We start from the raw sequence: 20503 nt of genomic DNA, 5'->3' as shown, positions 1-20503 counted from the left end.
ACATAATCGTGGAGGGGAAAAGCATGAAGAAAGAAAAGAGTTCACTTTGGGAATGGATCAAGGCAATTTTGATAGCTGTTGTATTAGCAGGTGTTATTAGACAGTTTTTCTTTGCGCCAATTCTCGTAGATGGAGTATCGATGGCGTCTACATTACATGATCGCGATCGAATGATTGTTAATAAAATTGGTTATCACATAGGAGATCCGAAACGATTTGATATTATTGTATTCCGAGCAACGGAAGATAAAGATTATATTAAGCGTATTATCGGCCTGCCAGGCGATGAAATAGAGTATCGTAATGATAAACTATATGTTAACGGAAAGGCTTATGAGGAGCCGTATTTAGACAAGCAGAAAAAACAAATTGCTGACGGACCGCTTACATATGATTTCACTCTTGAAGAAATGACAGGGAAGAAAACTGTTCCAGAAGGTCAATTATTTGTTTTAGGCGATAATCGTCGTTTTAGTAAAGATAGCCGTTCGATTGGTACAATTTCAATGGACCAAGTGATTGGAAAGGCAAATATACTATATTGGCCGTTAAAAGATGCTCGTATTGTGAAATAAAAGAAAAAGAAGGTGGCAACATGGTAATTCAATGGTTCCCGGGACATATGGCAAAGGCTAGACGCCAAGTAACAGAAAAATTAAAGTTAATTGATGTTGTAATTGAGCTTGTAGATGCTCGATTACCTTTATCTTCTCGAAATCCGATGATCGATGAGATTATTACACATAAACCGAGGCTTGTTGTTTTAAATAAAGCGGATATGGCAGATGATCGTTTAACAAAGCAATGGATCGCATATTTTAAAGAAAAAGGCCATATGGCAATTTCAATTAACGCACAGGCTGGACAAGGCATGAAGGAAATTGCGGCGGCTTGTAAAGTGTTAGTGAAAGAGAAATTTGATAAAATGGTTGCAAAAGGTATTAGACCGAGAGCGATTCGTGCATTAATTGTGGGGATACCGAATGTTGGTAAATCTACGTTGATTAATAAGTTAGCGAAGAAAAATATTGCTAAAACAGGAGATCGTCCTGGTGTGACAACAGCTCAGCAATGGATTAAAGTTGGGAAGGAAATGGAATTACTTGATACACCAGGTATACTATGGCCTAAATTTGAGGACCAATTAGTTGGATTACGTCTAGCTACGACTGGTGCAATTAAAGATTCTATTTTAAATCTACAAGACGTAGCTGTTTATGCGCTACGTTTTATGGAGAAACATTACCCAGAGCGATTAAAAGAGCGCTATAATTTAAATGACATTCCAGAAGATATCGTGGAGTTATTTGATGCGATTGGAAAAAATAGAGGCTGTTTAATGGGCGGCGGAATGATTGATTATGATAAAACATCTGAACTTGTACTTCGTGAGCTTCGTGGTGGCAAACTTGGAAAAATGACGTTTGAAACACCAGAAGAGTTTGCAGAGCAGACAGAAGATGCAGAAAAAGTAGAAGAAGTATAAGACGTGCGTTTGTACGTCTTTTCTTTTTTGTATATAAAGGGAGTGGCATGAATGCAAAAAGTGACGATTCAAGAGGCGGAACATTTACTACAAGAAATTATGAGTGAAGAGGACGACCGCTTTCAGATATTAATGAAAGATGAGCGAAAAGGGGTACAAAAGCTCATTTCGAAGTGGTATAAACAAAAAGAGTTAGCACAAAAGGAAAAAGAAAAATTTCTAGAAATGTCTAAATATGAAAATGCATTACGTGAAAAAGGTCTCACATATATCGCAGGTATAGATGAAGTAGGTCGTGGACCGTTAGCTGGGCCTGTTGTGACGGCAGCTGTCGTTCTTCCTAAGGATTTTTATATTCCGGGGTTAAATGACTCGAAAAAGTTGAGTGAAGCGAAACGTGAGCGTTTTTATGATGAAATTAAAGCGCAAGCAATTGCAATTGGAGTTGGAATTGTATCACCGCAAGTTATTGATGAAATAAATATTTATCAAGCGACGAAACAAGCGATGTTAGATGCTGTTGCGAATTTATCTTGTACACCACAATATTTATTAATTGATGCGATGAAACTCCCTACACCAATTCCGCAAACATCTATTATTAAAGGTGATGCAAAAAGTATTTCTATTTCAGCTGCATCCATTATTGCGAAAGTAACGAGAGATCGTATGATGAAAGAGCTTGGAGAAAAGTATCCTGCATATGGATTTGAACAACATATGGGATATGGCACAAAACAACATTTAGAAGCGATTGAAGCGCATGGCATATTAGAAGAACATCGAAAATCGTTTGCGCCAATTAAAGATATGATTCAAAAATAAGCTGCGAAAACGCAGCTTATTTTGTATTTTGACATATAAACATTACTATTTTCCAAAAAGAATAAAGCGATTTCAGTTTTCTGACACTTTATTGTAGACAGCGTGCCAATCATCTTATACAATGGCAATGTAATGTTTTTTAAACATTAAAAAACTTTTCGAGTAAAACAGGAAAACAGGGGAGGATGGGACCATGAATATCCATGAGTACCAAGGTAAGGCAGTCCTTAGAAGCTATGGGGTTAGCGTTCCGAACGGGAAGGTTGCATTTACAGTAGAAGAAGCTGTAGAAGCGGCGAAAGAATTAGGAACGGATGTATGTGTAGTGAAAGCACAAATTCACGCTGGTGGACGCGGCAAAGCTGGCGGAGTAAAAGTTGCAAAAAATTTAGATGAAGTTCGTACATATGCAGAGAGCATTTTAGGAACTACACTTGTGACACATCAAACAGGTCCTGAAGGTAAGGAAGTAAAACGCTTACTTATCGAAGAAGGTTGCGATATTAAAAAAGAATATTATGTAGGTCTTGTTTTAGACCGTGCAACTTCTCAAGTTGTTTTAATGGCTTCTGAAGAAGGCGGAACAGAAATTGAAGAAGTAGCAGAAAAAACACCTGAAAAAATCTTTAAAGAATATATTGATCCAGCAGTAGGCTTACAAGGCTTCCAAGCACGCCGAATTGCATTTAACATCAATATTCCAAAAGAGCTTGTAGGACAAGCTGTGAAGTTTATGATGGGCTTATACCGTGCTTTTATCGAAAAAGATTGCTCTATCGCAGAGATTAACCCACTTGTTACAACAGGTGATGGTAAAGTTATGGCATTAGATGCGAAATTAAACTTTGATTCTAATGCTTTATATCGCCATAAGGATATTTTAGAACTTCGTGACCTTGATGAAGAAGATGCAAAAGAAATCGAAGCTTCTAAATATGACTTAAACTACATTCCTTTAGATGGAAATATCGGTTGTATGGTTAATGGTGCAGGTTTAGCGATGGCTACGATGGATATCATTAAACATTACCATGGCGATCCAGCTAACTTTTTAGATGTTGGTGGCGGTGCGACAGCTGAAAAGGTTACAGAAGCATTCAAAATTATCCTTTCTGACAAAAATGTAAAAGGTATCTTCGTTAACATTTTTGGTGGCATTATGAAGTGTGATGTTATTGCAGAAGGTGTTATTGAAGCAACGAAACAAGTAGGTCTTGAATTGCCTTTAGTTGTACGTCTTGAAGGTACAAACGTAGAGTTAGGTAAGAAAATTTTAAATGAGTCTGGCTTAAATATTGTTGCAGCAGAATCTATGGCAGACGGTGCACAAAAAATTGTTTCACTAGTGGGCTAATAGAAAGCGGGGGAGAAAAATGAGCGTATTAGTTAATAAAGATACAAAAGTTATTGTTCAAGGTATTACAGGTTCTCAAGGGTTATTCCACACAAAGCAAATGATAGAATACGGTACGAAAATTGTCGGTGGTGTAACGCCAGGTAAAGGTGGCACTGATATTGAAGGTGTACCAGTATTTGATACTGTAGAAGATGCAGTGAAAGCAACAGGCGCAAACGCTTCAGTTGTATACGTTCCACCCGCTTTTGCGGCTGATGCAATTATGGAAGCAGTTGATGCAGAAATTGATTTAGTAGTATGTATTACTGAAGGAATTCCTGTATTAGATATGGTAAATGTAAAGAGATATATGGCTGGTAAACATACACGTTTACTTGGACCGAACTGCCCAGGTGTTATCACACCTGATGAATGTAAAATTGGTATTATGCCAGGGTACATTCATAAAAAAGGTCATGTAGGTATCGTATCTCGCTCTGGTACATTAACGTATGAGGCTGTACATCAGTTAACACAAGAAGGTATTGGTCAATCTACGGCTGTAGGTATCGGCGGAGACCCTGTTAACGGTACAGACTTTATTGATGCGTTAAAAGCATTTAATGAAGATGAAGAAACACATGCTGTAATTATGATTGGTGAAATCGGTGGTACAGCGGAAGAAGAGGCAGCTGAATGGGTGAAAGCTAATATGACAAAACCGGTTGTAGGCTTCATTGGCGGCCAAACAGCGCCTGCTGGCAAACGTATGGGTCATGCTGGTGCAATCATTTCTGGCGGTAAAGGAACTGCTGCAGAAAAGATTAAAACGATGGAAGCTTGTGGTATTAAAGTAGCGGAAACTCCAGCAGTTATGGGTGAAACGCTAATCTCTGTCTTAAAAGAAAAAGGTCTATTTGAGACTTGTAAAAACTACTAATCTGTTGAAAGACACCTTCTTGCTTGAAGGTGTCTTTTTACAAACTTCTTGTTAACATAATAAAAATTATGGGTAAGGAGAATTGGGATGAAAAGAGAACGATTATTACATCTTCATTACTTGTTAGCAGACCATTGGAAGGCGATAGAGAGGCTATTACATGTCGATCCAGAATTGAAGGAAATATACAATTTTAATGCAAAACAAATTGAATGTTACACTGGAATATCCTCGAAAAAATCTTCAGAATTAGTAAATTTTCTTCAAAGTTCAAATCTCCCACAATATATATCTTATTTAGAGAAAAATCGATTCTTTTATATGACAATATGGGATGAAGATTATCCAAAATTATTACGTGAAATACAAGATCCTCCCTTTGTATTATATGGAAAAGGAGAAAAAGATTTTCTCGATAAAGTGAATAAATTAGCGGTTGTTGGAACGAGAGAGCCGACTTTATATGGATATGAAAGTTTGAAATTTATTTTACATCCATTATTAGAAAAAGAATGGCTTATTGTCAGTGGATTTGCAAGAGGGATAGATGCGATGTCTCATGAAATTACAGTAAGACGGCATTGCCCAACAATTGCGATACTAGGACATGGATTATCGTATATATATCCAAGAGAGAATCGATATTTATATGAAGTGTGGAATGAATATATATTGTTATTAACAGAGTATCCTCCGCACTATGCACCGAAAAAATGGTATTTTCCAAAAAGGAATCGAATTATTAGTGGCATAAGTAAAGGTGTTTTAGTTGTAGAAGCGAAATCAAGAAGTGGAACACTTATTACCGCAGACCTTGCTCTAGAGCAAAATAGAGAGGTATTTGCACTGCCTGGACCTATATTTATAGATAGTGCATCAGGAACAAATCATCTCATTCAACAAGGAGCGAAACTAGTAAGAAATGCAGAAGATATACTGGAAGAGATTTTAAATTAACCTTATATTTTTATGTTTTTATTAAACAATTATTGACAAATGGTAGATAGGCACTGTATGGTATATTCATTCTTGATTGACAAAAACAAGAGAAATCAATAAGATTAATGAAGACTTGAATCCACCTCTTAAGGAGGCACTAGCATGTCAGATTACCTCGTAATCGTGGAGTCGCCTTCTAAGGCGAAGACCATTGAGAAATATTTAGGGAAAAAATACAAAGTTGTCGCGTCTATGGGACACGTTCGCGATTTACCTAAAAGCCAAATGGGGATAGAAGTAAAGAACAACTTCACCCCGAAGTATATTACCATTCGTGGTAAAGGTCCCGTCTTAAAAGACTTAAAATCAGCAGCAAAAAAAGCAAAGAAAGTCTATCTCGCGGCCGATCCAGACCGCGAAGGGGAAGCTATTGCTTGGCATTTAGCCAATACGTTAAATGTGGACGTTGAATCAGATTGCCGAGTTGTGTTTAATGAGATTACAAAAGATGCAATAAAAGAATCATTCAAACATCCTCGCGCGATTAACATGAATTTAGTAGATGCACAACAAGCAAGACGTATACTAGATCGTCTTGTTGGTTACAATATTAGTCCTTTATTATGGAAGAAAGTAAAAAAAGGATTAAGTGCAGGACGCGTACAATCTGTAGCAGTTCGTTTAATTATCGAACGTGAAAGAGAAATACAAAGTTTCGAGCCTGAAGAATTCTGGACAATTAAGACAGAATTTGTGAAAGGGAAAGACACATTTGAAGCAAGCTTTTACGGTGTAGATGGTGAAAAAGTTCAATTAACGAATGAAACACAAGTGAATGAAATAATTGAACGGCTGAAAGATAATGCGTTCTCAGTTGAAAATGTAACGAGAAAAGAGCGAAAACGTAATCCAGCATTACCATTTACAACATCTTCCTTGCAACAAGAGGCGGCGCGTAAGTTAAACATGCGAGCAAAGAAAACGATGATGCTTGCGCAGCAATTGTATGAAGGAATTGATCTTGGAAAACAAGGAACTGTAGGTCTTATTACGTATATGAGAACTGATTCAACACGTATCTCAGAAACAGCTCAAACAGAGGCACGTACGTACATTACTGAGGCGTTTGGTACGGAATACATAGGAACAGAAAAGAAGAAAGAAACGAAGAAGTCGAACGCACAAGATGCGCATGAGGCAATTCGTCCTACTTCGGTAATGAGAAAGCCAGAGGAACTAAAGAGTTTCTTAAGTCGTGACCAACTTCGATTGTATAAATTGATTTGGGAGCGATTTGTTGCAAGTCAAATGGCGTCTGCTATAATGGATACTGTGACAGCGAGACTCATTAATAATAATGTTCAGTTCCGTTCAAGTGGATCGGTTGTAAAGTTCCCAGGATTTATGAAAGTGTATGTAGAGTCGAAAGATGATGGGGCTGAAGAAAAGGATAAGATGTTGCCACCTTTAGAAGTAGGGGAAACCGTATTTTCGAAGGATTTAGAACCGAAGCAACACTTTACACAACCTCCGCCGCGCTATACAGAGGCTCGTTTAGTAAGAACACTTGAAGAGCTTGGAATTGGAAGACCGTCGACTTACGTACCGACACTTGAAACGATTCAAAAACGTGGATATGTAGGTTTGGATAATAAACGCTTCGTTCCAACTGAACTAGGTGAAATAGTAATTGAACTTATTTTAGAGTTTTTCCCGGAAATTATTAACATTGAATTTACTGCTAACATGGAGCAAAGCCTCGATGAAGTAGAAGAAGGAAATGCGAATTGGGTAAAAATTGTTGATGATTTCTACGTAGGATTTGAACCGCGTTTAGAAAAAGCGGAAAAAGAAATGCGTGAAGTGGAAATTAAAGATGAACCAGCTGGGGAAGATTGTGAATTATGTAATCACCCAATGGTCTTTAAAATGGGTAAATATGGGAAATTTATGGCTTGCTCGAATTTCCCAGATTGTCGTAATACAAAACCGATTGTGAAAGAAATCGGTGTTACTTGTCCGAAATGTGATAAAGGTCAAATTATTGAACGTCGTAGTAATAAAAAGAAACGTCTTTTCTATGGGTGCGGTACGTATCCAGAGTGTGACTTTGTATCTTGGGATAAGCCGATTGGCCGTAAATGTCCGAAGTGTGAAGGTATGCTAGTAGAGAAGAAGTTGAAAAAAGGCGTACAAGTACAATGTATTTCGTGTGATTATGAAGAAGAACAACAAATGTGAGCGTAACTGCTCACATTTTTTTCGGGAAGAAAAGGAAAGGTGATAAATATATGACAACACAAGTAGTAAACGTCATTGGCGCAGGTCTTGCAGGAAGTGAAGCAGCTTACCAAATTGCAAAACGTGGTGTCCAAGTAAGATTATACGAAATGAGACCGGTAAGGCAAACGCCAGCTCATCACACAGATAAATTTGCAGAATTAGTATGTAGTAACTCGCTTCGCGCAAACACATTAACAAATGCTGTTGGTGTTATTAAAGAAGAAATGCGTTTAATGGATTCTGTTATTATTCGTGCAGCTGATGAGTGTTCTGTACCAGCAGGAGGGGCTTTAGCGGTAGATCGTCATGAATTTGCGGCAAAAGTAACGGAATATGTGAAAAATCATCCGAACGTAACTGTGGTGAATGAAGAAATCACTGAAATTCCAGAAGGTCCTACTGTTATCGCGACAGGTCCACTTACGTCGCCTGATCTTTCTGCGCAATTAAAAGAATTAACGGGTGAAGACTACTTTTATTTCTATGATGCAGCAGCACCGATTGTTGAGAAAGACAGCATTGATATGAATAAAGTGTATTTAAAATCTCGTTACGATAAAGGTGAAGCGGCATATTTAAACTGTCCAATGACGGAAGAGGAATTTGACCGTTTTTACGAGGCTTTAATCGCTGCTGAAACAGTACCTTTAAAAGAATTTGAAAAAGAAATTTTCTTTGAAGGTTGTATGCCGGTAGAAGTTATGGCAAGTAGAGGAAGACAAACACTAGTATTTGGACCGATGAAACCTGTTGGATTAGAAGATCCGAAAACAGGGAAAACGCCATATGCTGTTGTTCAGTTACGCCAAGATGATGCAGCGGGAACGTTATACAATATCGTAGGTTTCCAAACGCATTTAAAATGGGGACCGCAAAAAGAAGTGTTACAGTTGATTCCGGGACTGGAAAACGCAGAGATTGTACGTTATGGTGTAATGCATCGTAATACGTTTATTAATTCACCTAACTTGCTTCGTCCAACATACCAATATAAACAACGTGATGATTTATTCTTCGCTGGTCAAATGACTGGAGTGGAGGGATATGTTGAATCAGCGGCTTCAGGATTGCTAGCAGGTATCAACGCTGCTCGACTTGTAAAAGGTGAAGAGCCGGTTGTATTACCACCTGTAACTGCGATGGGAAGTATGGCGAATTATATTACTGCGACAAACGCGAAAAACTTCCAGCCAATGAATGCAAACTTCGGTCTGTTTGCACCGTTAGAGAAGAAAATTAAGAAGAAAGCAGAACGTAATGAAGCCTATGCAACACGCGCTTTAGAAACGATTCGAAATTTTGTAAATATTTAGTTAAATTTCTTGCAAAGGCTACTAAGTTGTGATACGATTTAGTAGCCTTTATTGAGGTGAATTGTGTGAATGTGAAGAAATTGTTACAATTATTCGTTGGATATTTACAAATTGAAAGAAATTATTCAAAATATACAATTGCAAGTTATCAAAATGATTTAGAACATTTTGTGCAATTTATGGAGCGAGAAGGCATATCCTCTTTTTTAGATATTACATACGCGGATGTTCGTTTGTACTTAACGACGTTGCACGATGAAAAGTTAGCCCGTAAATCTGTCGCAAGAAAAGTATCAAGCTTACGAAGTTTATATCGTTTTTTGATGCGTGAAGGTTATCGGAAGGATAATCCGTTTGCACTTGCGTCACTCCCCAAAAAAGAATTGTCAATCCCAAAGTTTTTATATGCTGAAGAATTAGAGGAATTATTTGAAGTTTCTGATACGGAAACCCCGTTAGGTCAAAGGAATCAAGCTTTATTAGAGTTGATGTATGCGACCGGGATCCGTGTAAGTGAATGTGTCAATTTACAACTTACCGATATTGACTTTGCGGTGGGAACAATTTTAGTAATGGGAAAAGGAAAAAAACAAAGGTATATTCCGTTCGGGAGCTATGCACAAGATGCTTTAATTACTTATATAGAGAACGGGAGAAAACAGTTAGCCAAGAAAACTGAAGAACAATCTCATATGGTATTTTTAAATGCGAAAGGCACGCCGCTGACAAGTCGAGGAGTACGCTATGTATTAAATGAACTCATTAAGAAAGCTTCACTGACAATGCGTATAAGTCCTCATATGTTAAGGCATACATTTGCTACACATATGTTAGATGAAGGGGCAGATTTACGTACTGTACAGGAGCTACTCGGTCATGAAAATTTGTCTACGACACAAATTTATACGCATGTCTCTAAAGAAAGATTGCGTTCTGTCTACATGAAGCATCACCCACGGGCATAAATTGCTTTTAAAGCTATAAAAACATATAAAGGAGTTTTTTCTATGGGAAATTTCCACGCTACAACGATATTTGCAGTTCATCATAATGGAGAATGTGCAATGGCTGGAGATGGCCAGGTGACAATGGGAAATGCTGTTGTAATGAAACATACAGCTCGTAAGGTTCGTAAACTTTTTCAAGGGAAAGTTTTAGCTGGTTTTGCAGGTTCAGTTGCTGATGCATTTACTCTTTTTGAAATGTTTGAAGGGAAATTAGAAGAGTATAATGGAAACTTGCAGCGTGCTGCTGTTGAGATGGCGAAGCAATGGCGCGGTGACAAAATGTTACGTCAGCTAGAAGCGATGCTCATTGTCATGGATAAAACAACGATGCTCCTTGTTTCAGGTACGGGAGAAGTGATTGAACCGGATGATGGTATTTTAGCAATTGGATCTGGCGGAAATTATGCGCTTTCAGCAGGTCGTGCTTTAAAACAATATGCAAGTGAACATTTAACAGCGAAGCAAATTGCGAAAGCGAGTTTAGACATTGCAGGCGATATTTGTGTGTATACAAACCACAATATAATTGTGGAAGAATTGTAGAATCGTAAGGGAGGCATTTTATATGCATTTACATTTTACTCCGCGTCAAATTGTGGAAAAATTAGATCAATACATTATCGGTCAAAAGGATGCGAAGAAAGCGGTTGCTGTAGCTTTAAGAAATCGATACCGCCGAAGTAAATTAGCTGAAAATCTACGTGATGAAATTGCACCTAAAAATATTTTAATGATTGGACCGACAGGTGTTGGTAAAACAGAGGTAGCACGACGAATGGCGAAACTCGTTGGAGCACCTTTTATTAAGGTTGAAGCTACGAAATTTACAGAAGTTGGATATGTAGGTAGAGATGTAGAATCGATGGTACGTGACCTTGTGGAAACGTCAGTTCGCATTGTGAAAGAAGAAATGGTAGTAAAAGTACAAGACAAAGCAGAAGAACAAGCGAACCAACGTCTTGTTGAAATTTTAGTGCCGAGTCCGGAGAAGCAATCTGGATTTAAAAACCCATTAGAAATGCTATTTGGTGGCGCTCAAAATTCGAACCAAACAACAGATTCACAGGAAGATGTTGAAATCGAAAAGAAACGTCAAGATGTGGAAAGAAAGCTTGCTGCAGGACTTCTTGAAGATGAAATTGTATCGATTGAAGTGACTGAACAACAGTCTTCCATGTTCGATATGCTGCAAGGAACTGGCATGGAACAAATGGGGATGAATTTTCAAGATGCATTAGGAAGTTTTATGCCGAAAAAAACAAAAAAACGTAAACTTTCTGTAAAAGAAGCAAGAAAAGTCTTGACAAATGAGGAAGCACAGCGCTTAATTGATATGGATGAAGTTACACAAGAGGCTGTTTATCGTGCTGAACAGCTCGGGATTATTTTTATCGATGAAATTGACAAAATTGCTGGTAAGCAGTCGAATAGTGTAGATGTATCACGTGAAGGTGTGCAACGTGACATTTTACCAATTGTAGAAGGATCAAATGTTGCGACAAAATACGGATCAGTAAAAACGGATTATATTTTATTCGTTGCAGCTGGAGCGTTTCATATGTCTAAACCGTCAGATTTGATTCCGGAATTACAAGGGAGATTTCCGATTCGAGTAGAATTAACAAAATTATCGACGGATGATTTTGTTAAAATATTAATCGAGCCTGATAATGCGTTAATTAAACAATATATTGCTTTATTAGCGACTGAAGGTATAGAAATTGAATTTTCAGACGAAGCTATTCGTAAGATTGCTGAGATTGCTTATCAAGTTAATCAGGATACAGATAATATTGGAGCAAGAAGACTTCATACGATTATGGAGAAGCTCCTTGAAGATTTATCGTTTGAAGCATCTGAAATTACGTTAGAGAAAATAACGATAACGCCTCAATACGTTGAGGAAAAATTAGCAACGATTGCTAAAAATAAAGATGTGAGCCAGTTTATTTTGTAATAGTGTCATCAGGTGACTCGCCCTAGTTTCCAAGTGATGAAAAAATATGTGAGTAACATGTAGGAGGAACTTTTGAAATGGAATTATTAGCAAAAACAAGAAAATTAAATGCGTTATTACAGAGCGCAGCAGGAAAGCCTGTAAACTTTAGAGAAATGTCTGACACAATGTGTGAAGTAATCGAAGCGAACGTATTCGTAGTAAGCCGTCGTGGTAAATTACTAGGTTATGCAATTCACCAACAAATCGAGAATGAGCGTATGAAACAAATGCTTGCAGAGCGTCAATTCCCAGAAGAGTATACACAAAGCTTATTCAACATTACAGAAACATCTTCAAACTTAGATGTAAACAGTGCTTACACAGCATTCCCAGTAGAAAATAAAGAATTATTTGGTCAAGGCTTAACTACAATCGTACCGATCGTTGGTGGCGGTGAGCGTCTAGGTACATTAGTTTTAGCTCGTCTTGGTCAAGAGTTCTTAGATGATGATTTAATTCTTGCTGAGTACAGCTCAACTGTTGTAGGTATGGAAATTTTACGTGAAAAAGCAGAAGAAATTGAAGAAGAAGCACGTAGCAAAGCTGTTGTTCAAATGGCGATCAGCTCATTATCTTACAGTGAGTTAGAAGCAATCGAGCACATCTTCGAAGAATTAAACGGAACAGAAGGTTTACTTGTTGCAAGTAAAATTGCTGACCGCGTAGGAATCACTCGTTCGGTAATCGTAAATGCACTTCGTAAATTAGAAAGTGCTGGTGTAATTGAGTCGCGTTCTTTAGGTATGAAAGGAACATACATTAAAGTACTAAACGACAAATTCTTACATGAACTTGCTAAATTAAAAACAAACTAATTTATAAAACTCTTCTCATTTTTTGAGGAGAGTTTTTTGTATAACAGATTGATGTTGTTCGTACATAGCGTCATAATCGCATTTTTTTGAAAGGCCATGAATTGCATTTCACTTTTTTTGCTTAAAAGAAATGTAGGTTGGTAATACTAGAATTCGAGTATGAACAAAGAAAGTTTTACATTGTTCGCATTTTCGACTTGATTGTAATATTTCAGTATGATATAGTAAGCAGTGGTGTCAGTACAAAGTACACACGTTTACTGATTTAAGTGTTGGTGCTACGTTTGTAGTTTCGCTTAGAGATGAAGTAAACGGAGGATATCAAAAACCATTTAGGAGGAACTATATTATGTCAGTAATTTCTATGAAGCAATTGCTTGAAGCTGGTGTTCATTTCGGACATCAAACTCGTCGTTGGAACCCAAAAATGAAGCGTTACATTTTCACAGAGCGTAACGGTATCTACATCATCGACTTACAAAAAACTGTGAAAAAAGTTGAGGAAGCTTTCAAAGTTATGCGTGACATCGCTGCTGAAGGCGGAGACATCTTATTCGTAGGTACTAAAAAACAAGCACAAGAAGCTATTAAAGAAGAAGCAACTCGTGCTGGTATGTACTTCGTTAACCAACGTTGGTTAGGTGGAACTTTAACTAACTTCCAAACAATCCAAAAGCGTATCAAGCGTCTTAAAGACATCGAAAGAATGCAAGAAGATGGTACTTTCGAAGTACTACCTAAGAAAGAAGTTGTTCAACTTAAAAAAGAGTTAGAGCGTCTTGAGAAATTCTTAGGCGGTATTAAAGATATGAAAGGTCTTCCAAGTGCATTATTCGTAGTAGACCCTCGTAAAGAGCGTATTGCAGTTGCTGAAGCACGCAAATTACACATTCCAATCATCGGTATCGTTGATACAAACTGTGATCCAGACGAAATCGATCACGTTATCCCAGCGAACGATGATGCAATTCGTGCTGTAAAACTTCTTACATCTAAAATGGCAGACGCGATCCTTGAAGCAAAACAAGGTGAAGAAACTGTTACTGCGTAACAAAGTTGGAAAGGTGATAAGGGGTTCGGCCTTTTATCACCTTTTTTAAGGTATAAACACCTTTATAAAAGGTATAAATACATATTTTAGGAGGATGAAAAGTATGGCAATCACTGCACAAATGGTAAAAGAATTACGTGAAAAAACTGGCGCAGGTATGATGGACTGCAAAAAAGCTTTAACAGAAACTAACGGCGACATGGAGAAGGCAATTGACTTCTTACGTGAAAAAGGTATCGCGAAAGCTGCTAAAAAAGCAGACCGCATCGCTGCTGAAGGTTTAACTTTCATCGAAACAAACGGTAACGACGGTTTAATCTTAGAATTAAACTCTGAAACTGATTTCGTTGCGAAAAACGAAGGTTTCCAAACATTAATTAAAGAATTAGCTGCTCACCTATTAGCTAAGAAGCCTGCTAACGTTGAAGAAGCTATGGCTCAAACAATGGAAAACGGTAAAAAAGTTGAAGAGCACATCAACGAAGCAATCGCTAAAATTGGTGAAAAGCTTACACTTCGTCGTTTCGAAATCGTATCAAAAACTGATGCAGATGCATTCGGTGCTTACCTACACATGGGTGGACGCATTGGTGTTCTAACAGTTCTTGAAGGTTCTACTGATGAAGCGGCTGCTAAAGACGTAGCAATGCACATCGCTGCAGTTAACCCAAAATACATCGATCGTGATGCTGTAACAGCTGAAGAAGTTGAGCATGAGCGTCAAGTATTAACACAACAAGCATTAAACGAAGGCAAGCCTGAAAAAATCGTTGCAAAAATGGTTGAAGGCCGTCTAGGCAAATTCTTCGAAGAGATTTGCTTACTTGACCAAGCATTCGTTAAAAACCCTGATATGAAAGTTCGTCAATTCGTTGAGTCTAAAGGCGCAACATTAAAAGGATTCGTTCGCTACGCTGTTGGTGAAGGTATCGAAAAACGCGAAGACAACTTTGCTGAAGAAGTAATGAACCAAGTAAAAGGTAGTAACTAATACAGATTAGGGAACACATTGTGTTCCCTTTTTTAAAATAAAGATGTAAGCAATTGGAGGTTCATTATGAGTAAACCGAAATATAATCGTGTCGTTTTAAAGCTGAGTGGAGAAGCTTTAGCTGGCGAGCAAGGATTTGGAATCAACCCAGCTGTTATTAAGTCAGTTGCGGAACAAGTGAAAGAAATTGCAGAACTAGATGTAGAGGTTGCTGTTGTTGTTGGCGGCGGTAACATTTGGCGTGGAAAAATTGGAAGTGAGATGGGCATGGATCGTGCAGGAGCGGATTACATGGGCATGTTAGCGACAGTTATGAATTCATTAGCTCTTCAAGATAGCTTGGAGAACATCGGAATTCAAACTCGCGTACAAACTTCAATTGAAATGCGTCAAGTGGCAGAGCCTTACATTCGTCGTAAAGCAGTTCGTCACTTAGAGAAAAAACGTGTTGTTATCTTTGCAGCAGGTACTGGTAACCCATACTTCTCTACAGATACAACGGCAGCATTACGTGCAGCGGAAATTGAAGCTGACGTAATTTTAATGGCGAAAAACAATGTGGATGGCGTATATAATGCAGATCCATCTATTGACCCAACAGCTACGAAATACGAAACACTTACTTACTTAGATGTATTAAAAGAAGGTTTAGGTGTAATGGATTCTACAGCTTCTTCTCTATGTATGGATAATGATATTCCATTAATTGTATTCTCAGTTATGGAAAAAGGGAATATTAAACGTGCCGTGTTAGGCGAAAATATCGGAACAGTTGTAAGGGGGAAATAAATATGGGACAACAAGTATTGAAGTCTGCAAATGAAAAAATGGAAAAAGCGGTTGCTGCTTATTCACGCGAATTAGCAACAGTTCGCGCTGGTCGTGCAAACGCGTCTGTATTAGATAAAGTACAAGTTGATTACTATGGTGCACCAACACCAGTTGTGCAATTAGCGAACATTACAGTTCCAGAAGCACGTTTACTTGTAATTCAACCGTATGATAAAACTTCTATCGGTGATATCGAAAAAGCAATTTTAAAAGCAGATTTAGGCTTAAACCCTTCTAATGATGGAACTGTAATTCGTATTGCATTCCCTGCATTAACAGAAGAGCGTCGTCGTGATCTTGTAAAAGTTGTGAAAAAATATGCTGAAGAAGCAAAAGTTGCTGTTCGTAACGTACGTCGTGACGGTAACGATGATCTTAAGAAGCTTGAAAAAGCTGGCGAGATTACAGAAGACGATTTAAGAGGATATACTGAAGATATCCAAAAAGAAACAGATAAATATATTGCAAAAGTTGACGAAATCGCAAAAAACAAAGAAAAAGAAATCATGGAAGTGTAATAGCGATACTTTCGCAAATATGACCCTCTTCTTAAGGGGGTCTTTTTACACTTTTAGGCATACGTCTGCTTGTTGGAGGGTATGAATGATGTTTAAAAACTTTCCTTTTTTTAAAGGTAAAAAGGACACATCGTTTGATCATCTCGTTGAAGAAGTGAAAAAAGGATACATCCCAGAACATATTGCCATTATTATGGATGGTAATGGAAGGTGGGCAAAGAGGAGAGCGATGCCTCGTATTGCGGGACATCATGAAGGCATGCAAGTTGTAAAGAAAATCACAAAATTTGCAAGCAAACTTAATGTGAAAGTATTAACTCTTTATGCTTTTTCAACTGAGAACTGGAAAAGACCAAAAAAGGAAGTTGATTATTTAATGAAGCTTCCAGAAGAATTTTTAGGTACATTTTTACCAGAATTGATTGAAGAGAACGTACAAGTCCGTGTAATAGGGCAACAAGATCGTCTTCCTACGCATACACGCAGAGCGATGGAGAAGGCCATGGAAGAGACGAAAGAGAATACGGGATTAATTCTGAATTTCGCGTTAAACTATGGAAGTCGAGATGAAATCGTTTCTGCTGTGCAACATATGATGAAAGATAGTGAGGAAGGAAAAGTTCGTGTTGAAGATGTAAGCGAAGAAATGCTTTCTTCCTACCTAATGACGAGTTCTTTACCTGACCCAGAATTGTTAATCCGTACGAGCGGAGAGCTACGTATTAGTAATTTCATGTTATGGCAAATTGCATATTCGGAATTTTGGTTTACAGATGTGTATTGGCCAGATTTTACCGAGGAACATTTGCTAAATGCGATTACAGACTTTCAGCATAGAGGGCGCAGATTCGGAGGCGTGTAGAAAGAGAGGGTTTGGTAGTGAAACAGAGAATTATTACTGGAGTGGTTGCTGCCGCGCTATTCATTCCCATCGTAATTTACGGTGGCGTGCCTTTTACGGTTTTAGTGTATGCACTTGCTTCTATAGGTTTATATGAATTAATTCGTATGAATAAGCTTACGCTTATTTCAGTACCAACAGTTTTAGCTGCAGTATTATTATGGATTATTTTAATTCCAAGTAGTGCATCAGAACTGTTTACTTGGATTGGATTAGGTAAATTAGAAATCACATTTGTGATTGTTCTATTACTTTTATCATATACAGTCCTTTCTAAGAATACATTTACTTTTGATAATGCTTCATTTTTACTAATGGCGACAACATATGTTGCAATGGGATTCTTATATTTGAATGAAACAAGAATTTTAGGAATTAAATATGTGTTTTGCGCATTATTTGTTATATGGGCTACTGATTCAGGTGCATATTTCGTAGGAAAAGCATTAGGAAAAAGAAAATTATGGCCAGAAATTAGTCCAAATAAAACGATTGAAGGTTCATTAGGCGGCATCGTTTGTGGAATTATTGTGGCGCTTGTTTACAACATGTTCTTCCCAGTGGAATCGAATGTAGTAATTTTAATTGTGCTGACAATTATCATTTCTATTTTTGGACAAATTGGTGATTTAGTACAATCTGCATTTAAACGTCATTATGGCGTAAAAGATTCAGGTACAATTTTACCTGGACATGGTGGTATATTAGATCGAACAGATAGTTGGTTATTCGTTTTACCAATTCTCTACTTCTTATTACAATACAATTAATAAATGAACGAGGGGTTGGAGTCATGAAAAACATTAGTTTATTAGGTGCAAGCGGATCAATTGGTACACAAACTTTAGATGTATTACGCTCGCACCCAGACCAATTCCGTCTCGTTGCTTTTTCTGTAGGGAAAAATATTGACTACGCAGTAAAGGTCATTCAAGAATTTTCTCCGCAAATTGTCTCTGTGCAAAGAGAGGAAGATGTTTTAAAATTACAAGCTGTCTCTGGTAATACAAAAATTGTATATGGTAGTGAAGGACTTTTAGAAGTAGCATTACATCCAGATGCGGAGATAGTAGTAAATGCTGTTGTAGGTAGCGTAGGGTTGTTACCGACACTTCGTGCAATTGAGGCGAAAAAAACAATTGGAATTGCAAACAAAGAAACGTTAGTAACTGCAGGGCATCTTGTAATGGAAGCAGCGCGAAAACATAATGTTTCGTTACTTCCAGTAGACAGTGAACATTCAGCTATTTTTCAATGCTTGAATGGTGAAAATGAAAAAAGAATTTCTCGACTAATTATAACGGCTTCTGGTGGAAGTTTCCGTGATAAAACGAGAGATGAATTGCATCATGTGACCGTAGAAGATGCGCTTCGACATCCAAACTGGTCAATGGGTTCGAAAATTACAATTGATTCTGCTACAATGATGAATAAGGGGCTAGAAGTAATTGAAGCACATTGGCTTTTCGGTATCCCTTATGAGCAAATCGATGTTGTTTTACATAAAGAAAGTATTATTCATTCTATGGTTGAATTTGAAGATCGTAGTGTGATGGCACAGCTTGGCTCACCTGATATGCGAGTGCCAATTCAATACGCACTTACATATCCTGATCGATTGCCTCTTTCAGACACAAAGCAGTTAAATTTATGGGAAATGGGTACATTGCATTTTGAGAAAATGAATCAAGAACGTTTCCGTTGCTTGCGCTTTGCGTATGAAGCTGGAAAAACAGGTGGAAGTATGCCAGCTGTAATGAATGCAGCGAATGAAGTAGCTGTTGAAGCTTTTTTACAAAAGAGAATTGGTTTCTTAACAGTGGAAGACCTCATTGAAAAAGCAATGAACCATCACAATGTCATTGCACGTCCAAGCTTAGAGGAAATTCTGGAAATTGATGCAGCCACAAGACGGTTTGTGATGGAACAAATTTAGCAAAGGTGGTATGGAATTGAATACAGCGATTGCCTTTATATTAATTTTCGGTGCACTTGTATTTTTCCATGAGCTAGGGCATCTATATTTCGCAAAACGAGCAGGTATTTTATGCCGTGAGTTTGCGATTGGTTTTGGTCCGAAAATATTCTCATTTGAAAAGAATGAAACGGTGTATACGATTCGATTACTGCCCCTTGGCGGCTATGTAAGAATGGCTGGCGAGGATGCAGATACAGTTGAGTTAAAGCCAGGGAAAAAGGTTGGCCTTGTATTAAACGAAAAAGACGAAGTTGTAAAATTAGTTTTTGATGGATATGAAAAGTATCCAAATGTTCGCGTTATTGAAGTCGAACAATCTGATTTAGAGCATAATTTAACAATTTCGGGTTATGAAGAGTACGAGGAAGAGCTTCAAACATTCCGAGTGAATGAGAAGGCTCGTATTATTACTGCCGGTGAAGAAATTCAAATTGCTCCGTATAATAGACAGTTTGGCTCTAAGAAATTAGGTCAACGTGCTTTAACGATCTTTGCGGGTCCTGCAATGAACTTCATTTTAGCATTTGTTATTTTTGTGATTCTTGGATTTGTACAAGGTGTTCCTGTTGACAAACCAATGGTCGGAAAAGTGATGGAGAATAGTGCAGCAGAGCAAGCTGGATTAAAAGAAAATGATACAATTCAAGCTATTGATGGGAAAAACACAAGTACATGGAAAGATGTTGTTACCATTGTACGTGAAAACCCGAATAAAGAACTTACGTTACAAGTAAAGCGTGATAGTGAACAGTTTAATGTGAAAGTAACGCCAACGCTTGATAAAGAAGGTAAAGAAGAAATTGGTAGAATTGGTGTTTACACTCCAGTAGAGAAAACAGTAATGGGTTCGATTAAATCAGGTTTTGAACAAACATATTATTGGACGAAACTAATTTTTGAATCTCTTGTGAAATTAGTAACGGGTCAATTCTCTATTAATGAGTTGTCAGGTCCAGTAGGAATTTATAATCTTACAGATCAAGTGGTAGATTATGGATTTACGCGTGTATTAAATTTAGCAGCCGTTTTAAGTATTAACCTTGGTTTATTTAATTTACTACCAGTTCCTGCTTTAGACGGTGGACGTTTGTTCTTCTTCTTAATTGAAGCGTTACGCGGGAAACCAATTGATCGCCAAAAAGAAGGAATGGTTCACTTTATTGGTTTTGCATTATTAATGTTACTTATGTTAGTTGTAACTTGGAATGACATTCGTAAGTTTTTCTTGTAAAATAAAGTGAAACTTATAATGAAATAGAGCTCGTAGAATAAAATCCCTCACCTAACTCG

At 37.6% G+C, this 20503-nt stretch carries 20 protein-coding genes; all 20 read left to right on the top strand.

What is annotated here, in order from left to right; translation table 11 throughout:
• The first annotated feature begins 23 nt into the window (after positions 1-23).
• On the top strand, positions 24-575 hold the full coding sequence (lepB, locus tag PSR14_RS19760) for a signal peptidase I (protein ID WP_000711857.1): 552 nt from the start codon (positions 24-26) through the stop codon (positions 573-575).
• A gap of 20 nt (positions 576-595) precedes the next feature.
• Positions 596-1486: a ribosome biogenesis GTPase YlqF gene (gene ylqF / locus PSR14_RS19755; protein ID WP_000236700.1), complete on the top strand. Its 891-nt coding sequence runs from the start codon at positions 596-598 to the stop codon at positions 1484-1486.
• Positions 1487-1537: 51 nt separating this feature from the next.
• The gene (gene rnhB, locus PSR14_RS19750; RefSeq protein WP_001174725.1) at positions 1538-2311 is read left to right on the top strand and encodes a ribonuclease HII; all 774 of its coding nucleotides are present in this window, start codon (positions 1538-1540) and stop codon (positions 2309-2311) included.
• Between the two features lie 193 nt (positions 2312-2504).
• Positions 2505-3665, top strand: a complete 1161-nt coding sequence (gene sucC / locus PSR14_RS19745) for an ADP-forming succinate--CoA ligase subunit beta (protein ID WP_001020785.1) — start codon at positions 2505-2507, stop codon at positions 3663-3665.
• Between the two features lie 19 nt (positions 3666-3684).
• Complete coding sequence (sucD, locus tag PSR14_RS19740; RefSeq protein WP_000115178.1) at positions 3685-4587, top strand: succinate--CoA ligase subunit alpha; 903 nt, start codon at positions 3685-3687, stop codon at positions 4585-4587.
• A gap of 87 nt (positions 4588-4674) precedes the next feature.
• Complete coding sequence (gene dprA, locus PSR14_RS19735) at positions 4675-5544, top strand: DNA-processing protein DprA (RefSeq protein WP_000818026.1); 870 nt, start codon at positions 4675-4677, stop codon at positions 5542-5544.
• A 144-nt stretch (positions 5545-5688) separates the two neighbouring features.
• Positions 5689-7767 carry a type I DNA topoisomerase gene (topA, locus tag PSR14_RS19730; protein ID WP_001286973.1) on the top strand — a complete coding sequence of 693 codons (2079 nt, stop codon included), beginning with the start codon at positions 5689-5691 and terminating at the stop codon, positions 7765-7767.
• 50 nt (positions 7768-7817) lie between these two features.
• Positions 7818-9122, top strand: coding sequence for an FADH(2)-oxidizing methylenetetrahydrofolate--tRNA-(uracil(54)-C(5))-methyltransferase TrmFO (trmFO, locus tag PSR14_RS19725; RefSeq protein ID WP_002028254.1), 1305 nt, complete (start codon positions 7818-7820; stop codon positions 9120-9122).
• 65 nt (positions 9123-9187) lie between these two features.
• Positions 9188-10087, top strand: coding sequence for a tyrosine recombinase XerC (gene xerC, locus PSR14_RS19720; RefSeq protein WP_001101228.1), 900 nt, complete (start codon positions 9188-9190; stop codon positions 10085-10087).
• A gap of 42 nt (positions 10088-10129) precedes the next feature.
• Positions 10130-10672, top strand: a complete 543-nt coding sequence (gene hslV, locus PSR14_RS19715) for an ATP-dependent protease proteolytic subunit HslV (protein ID WP_000526271.1) — start codon at positions 10130-10132, stop codon at positions 10670-10672.
• Between the two features lie 22 nt (positions 10673-10694).
• On the top strand, positions 10695-12086 hold the full coding sequence (hslU, locus tag PSR14_RS19710) for an ATP-dependent protease ATPase subunit HslU (protein WP_000550081.1): 1392 nt from the start codon (positions 10695-10697) through the stop codon (positions 12084-12086).
• Between the two features lie 77 nt (positions 12087-12163).
• Positions 12164-12943: a GTP-sensing pleiotropic transcriptional regulator CodY gene (codY, locus tag PSR14_RS19705; protein ID WP_000421288.1), complete on the top strand. Its 780-nt coding sequence runs from the start codon at positions 12164-12166 to the stop codon at positions 12941-12943.
• A gap of 349 nt (positions 12944-13292) precedes the next feature.
• The gene (gene rpsB, locus PSR14_RS19700; protein ID WP_000111483.1) at positions 13293-13994 is read left to right on the top strand and encodes a 30S ribosomal protein S2; all 702 of its coding nucleotides are present in this window, start codon (positions 13293-13295) and stop codon (positions 13992-13994) included.
• A 103-nt stretch (positions 13995-14097) separates the two neighbouring features.
• Complete coding sequence (gene tsf / locus PSR14_RS19695) at positions 14098-14985, top strand: translation elongation factor Ts (RefSeq protein ID WP_001018580.1); 888 nt, start codon at positions 14098-14100, stop codon at positions 14983-14985.
• 66 nt (positions 14986-15051) lie between these two features.
• Complete coding sequence (pyrH, locus tag PSR14_RS19690) at positions 15052-15774, top strand: UMP kinase (protein ID WP_000042663.1); 723 nt, start codon at positions 15052-15054, stop codon at positions 15772-15774.
• Between the two features lie 2 nt (positions 15775-15776).
• Positions 15777-16334 carry a ribosome recycling factor gene (frr, locus tag PSR14_RS19685; protein WP_000531500.1) on the top strand — a complete coding sequence of 186 codons (558 nt, stop codon included), beginning with the start codon at positions 15777-15779 and terminating at the stop codon, positions 16332-16334.
• 85 nt (positions 16335-16419) lie between these two features.
• The gene (gene uppS / locus PSR14_RS19680) at positions 16420-17196 is read left to right on the top strand and encodes an isoprenyl transferase (RefSeq protein ID WP_000971301.1); all 777 of its coding nucleotides are present in this window, start codon (positions 16420-16422) and stop codon (positions 17194-17196) included.
• Between the two features lie 17 nt (positions 17197-17213).
• Entirely contained in the window at positions 17214-18005 is a 792-nt protein-coding gene (gene cdsA / locus PSR14_RS19675) for a phosphatidate cytidylyltransferase (protein ID WP_000813584.1), read from the top strand.
• A gap of 23 nt (positions 18006-18028) precedes the next feature.
• A complete protein-coding gene (gene dxr / locus PSR14_RS19670; protein ID WP_000790362.1) occupies positions 18029-19171 on the top strand; it encodes a 1-deoxy-D-xylulose-5-phosphate reductoisomerase in 1143 nt (380 codons plus the stop codon).
• A 16-nt stretch (positions 19172-19187) separates the two neighbouring features.
• Positions 19188-20444 (top strand): RIP metalloprotease RseP, encoded by a 1257-nt coding sequence (gene rseP / locus PSR14_RS19665; RefSeq protein ID WP_001090249.1) that lies wholly within the window; start codon positions 19188-19190, stop codon positions 20442-20444.
• The last annotated feature ends 59 nt before the right edge of the window (positions 20445-20503 follow it).

This window comes from Bacillus sp. A01H, from assembly GCF_045277205.1.
In the GTDB taxonomy this organism is placed as follows: domain Bacteria; phylum Bacillota; class Bacilli; order Bacillales; family Bacillaceae_G; genus Bacillus_A; species Bacillus_A paranthracis.
The sequence above is the reverse complement of the archived record's forward strand: the minus strand, read 5'-3'. Positions and strand labels throughout refer to the sequence as shown.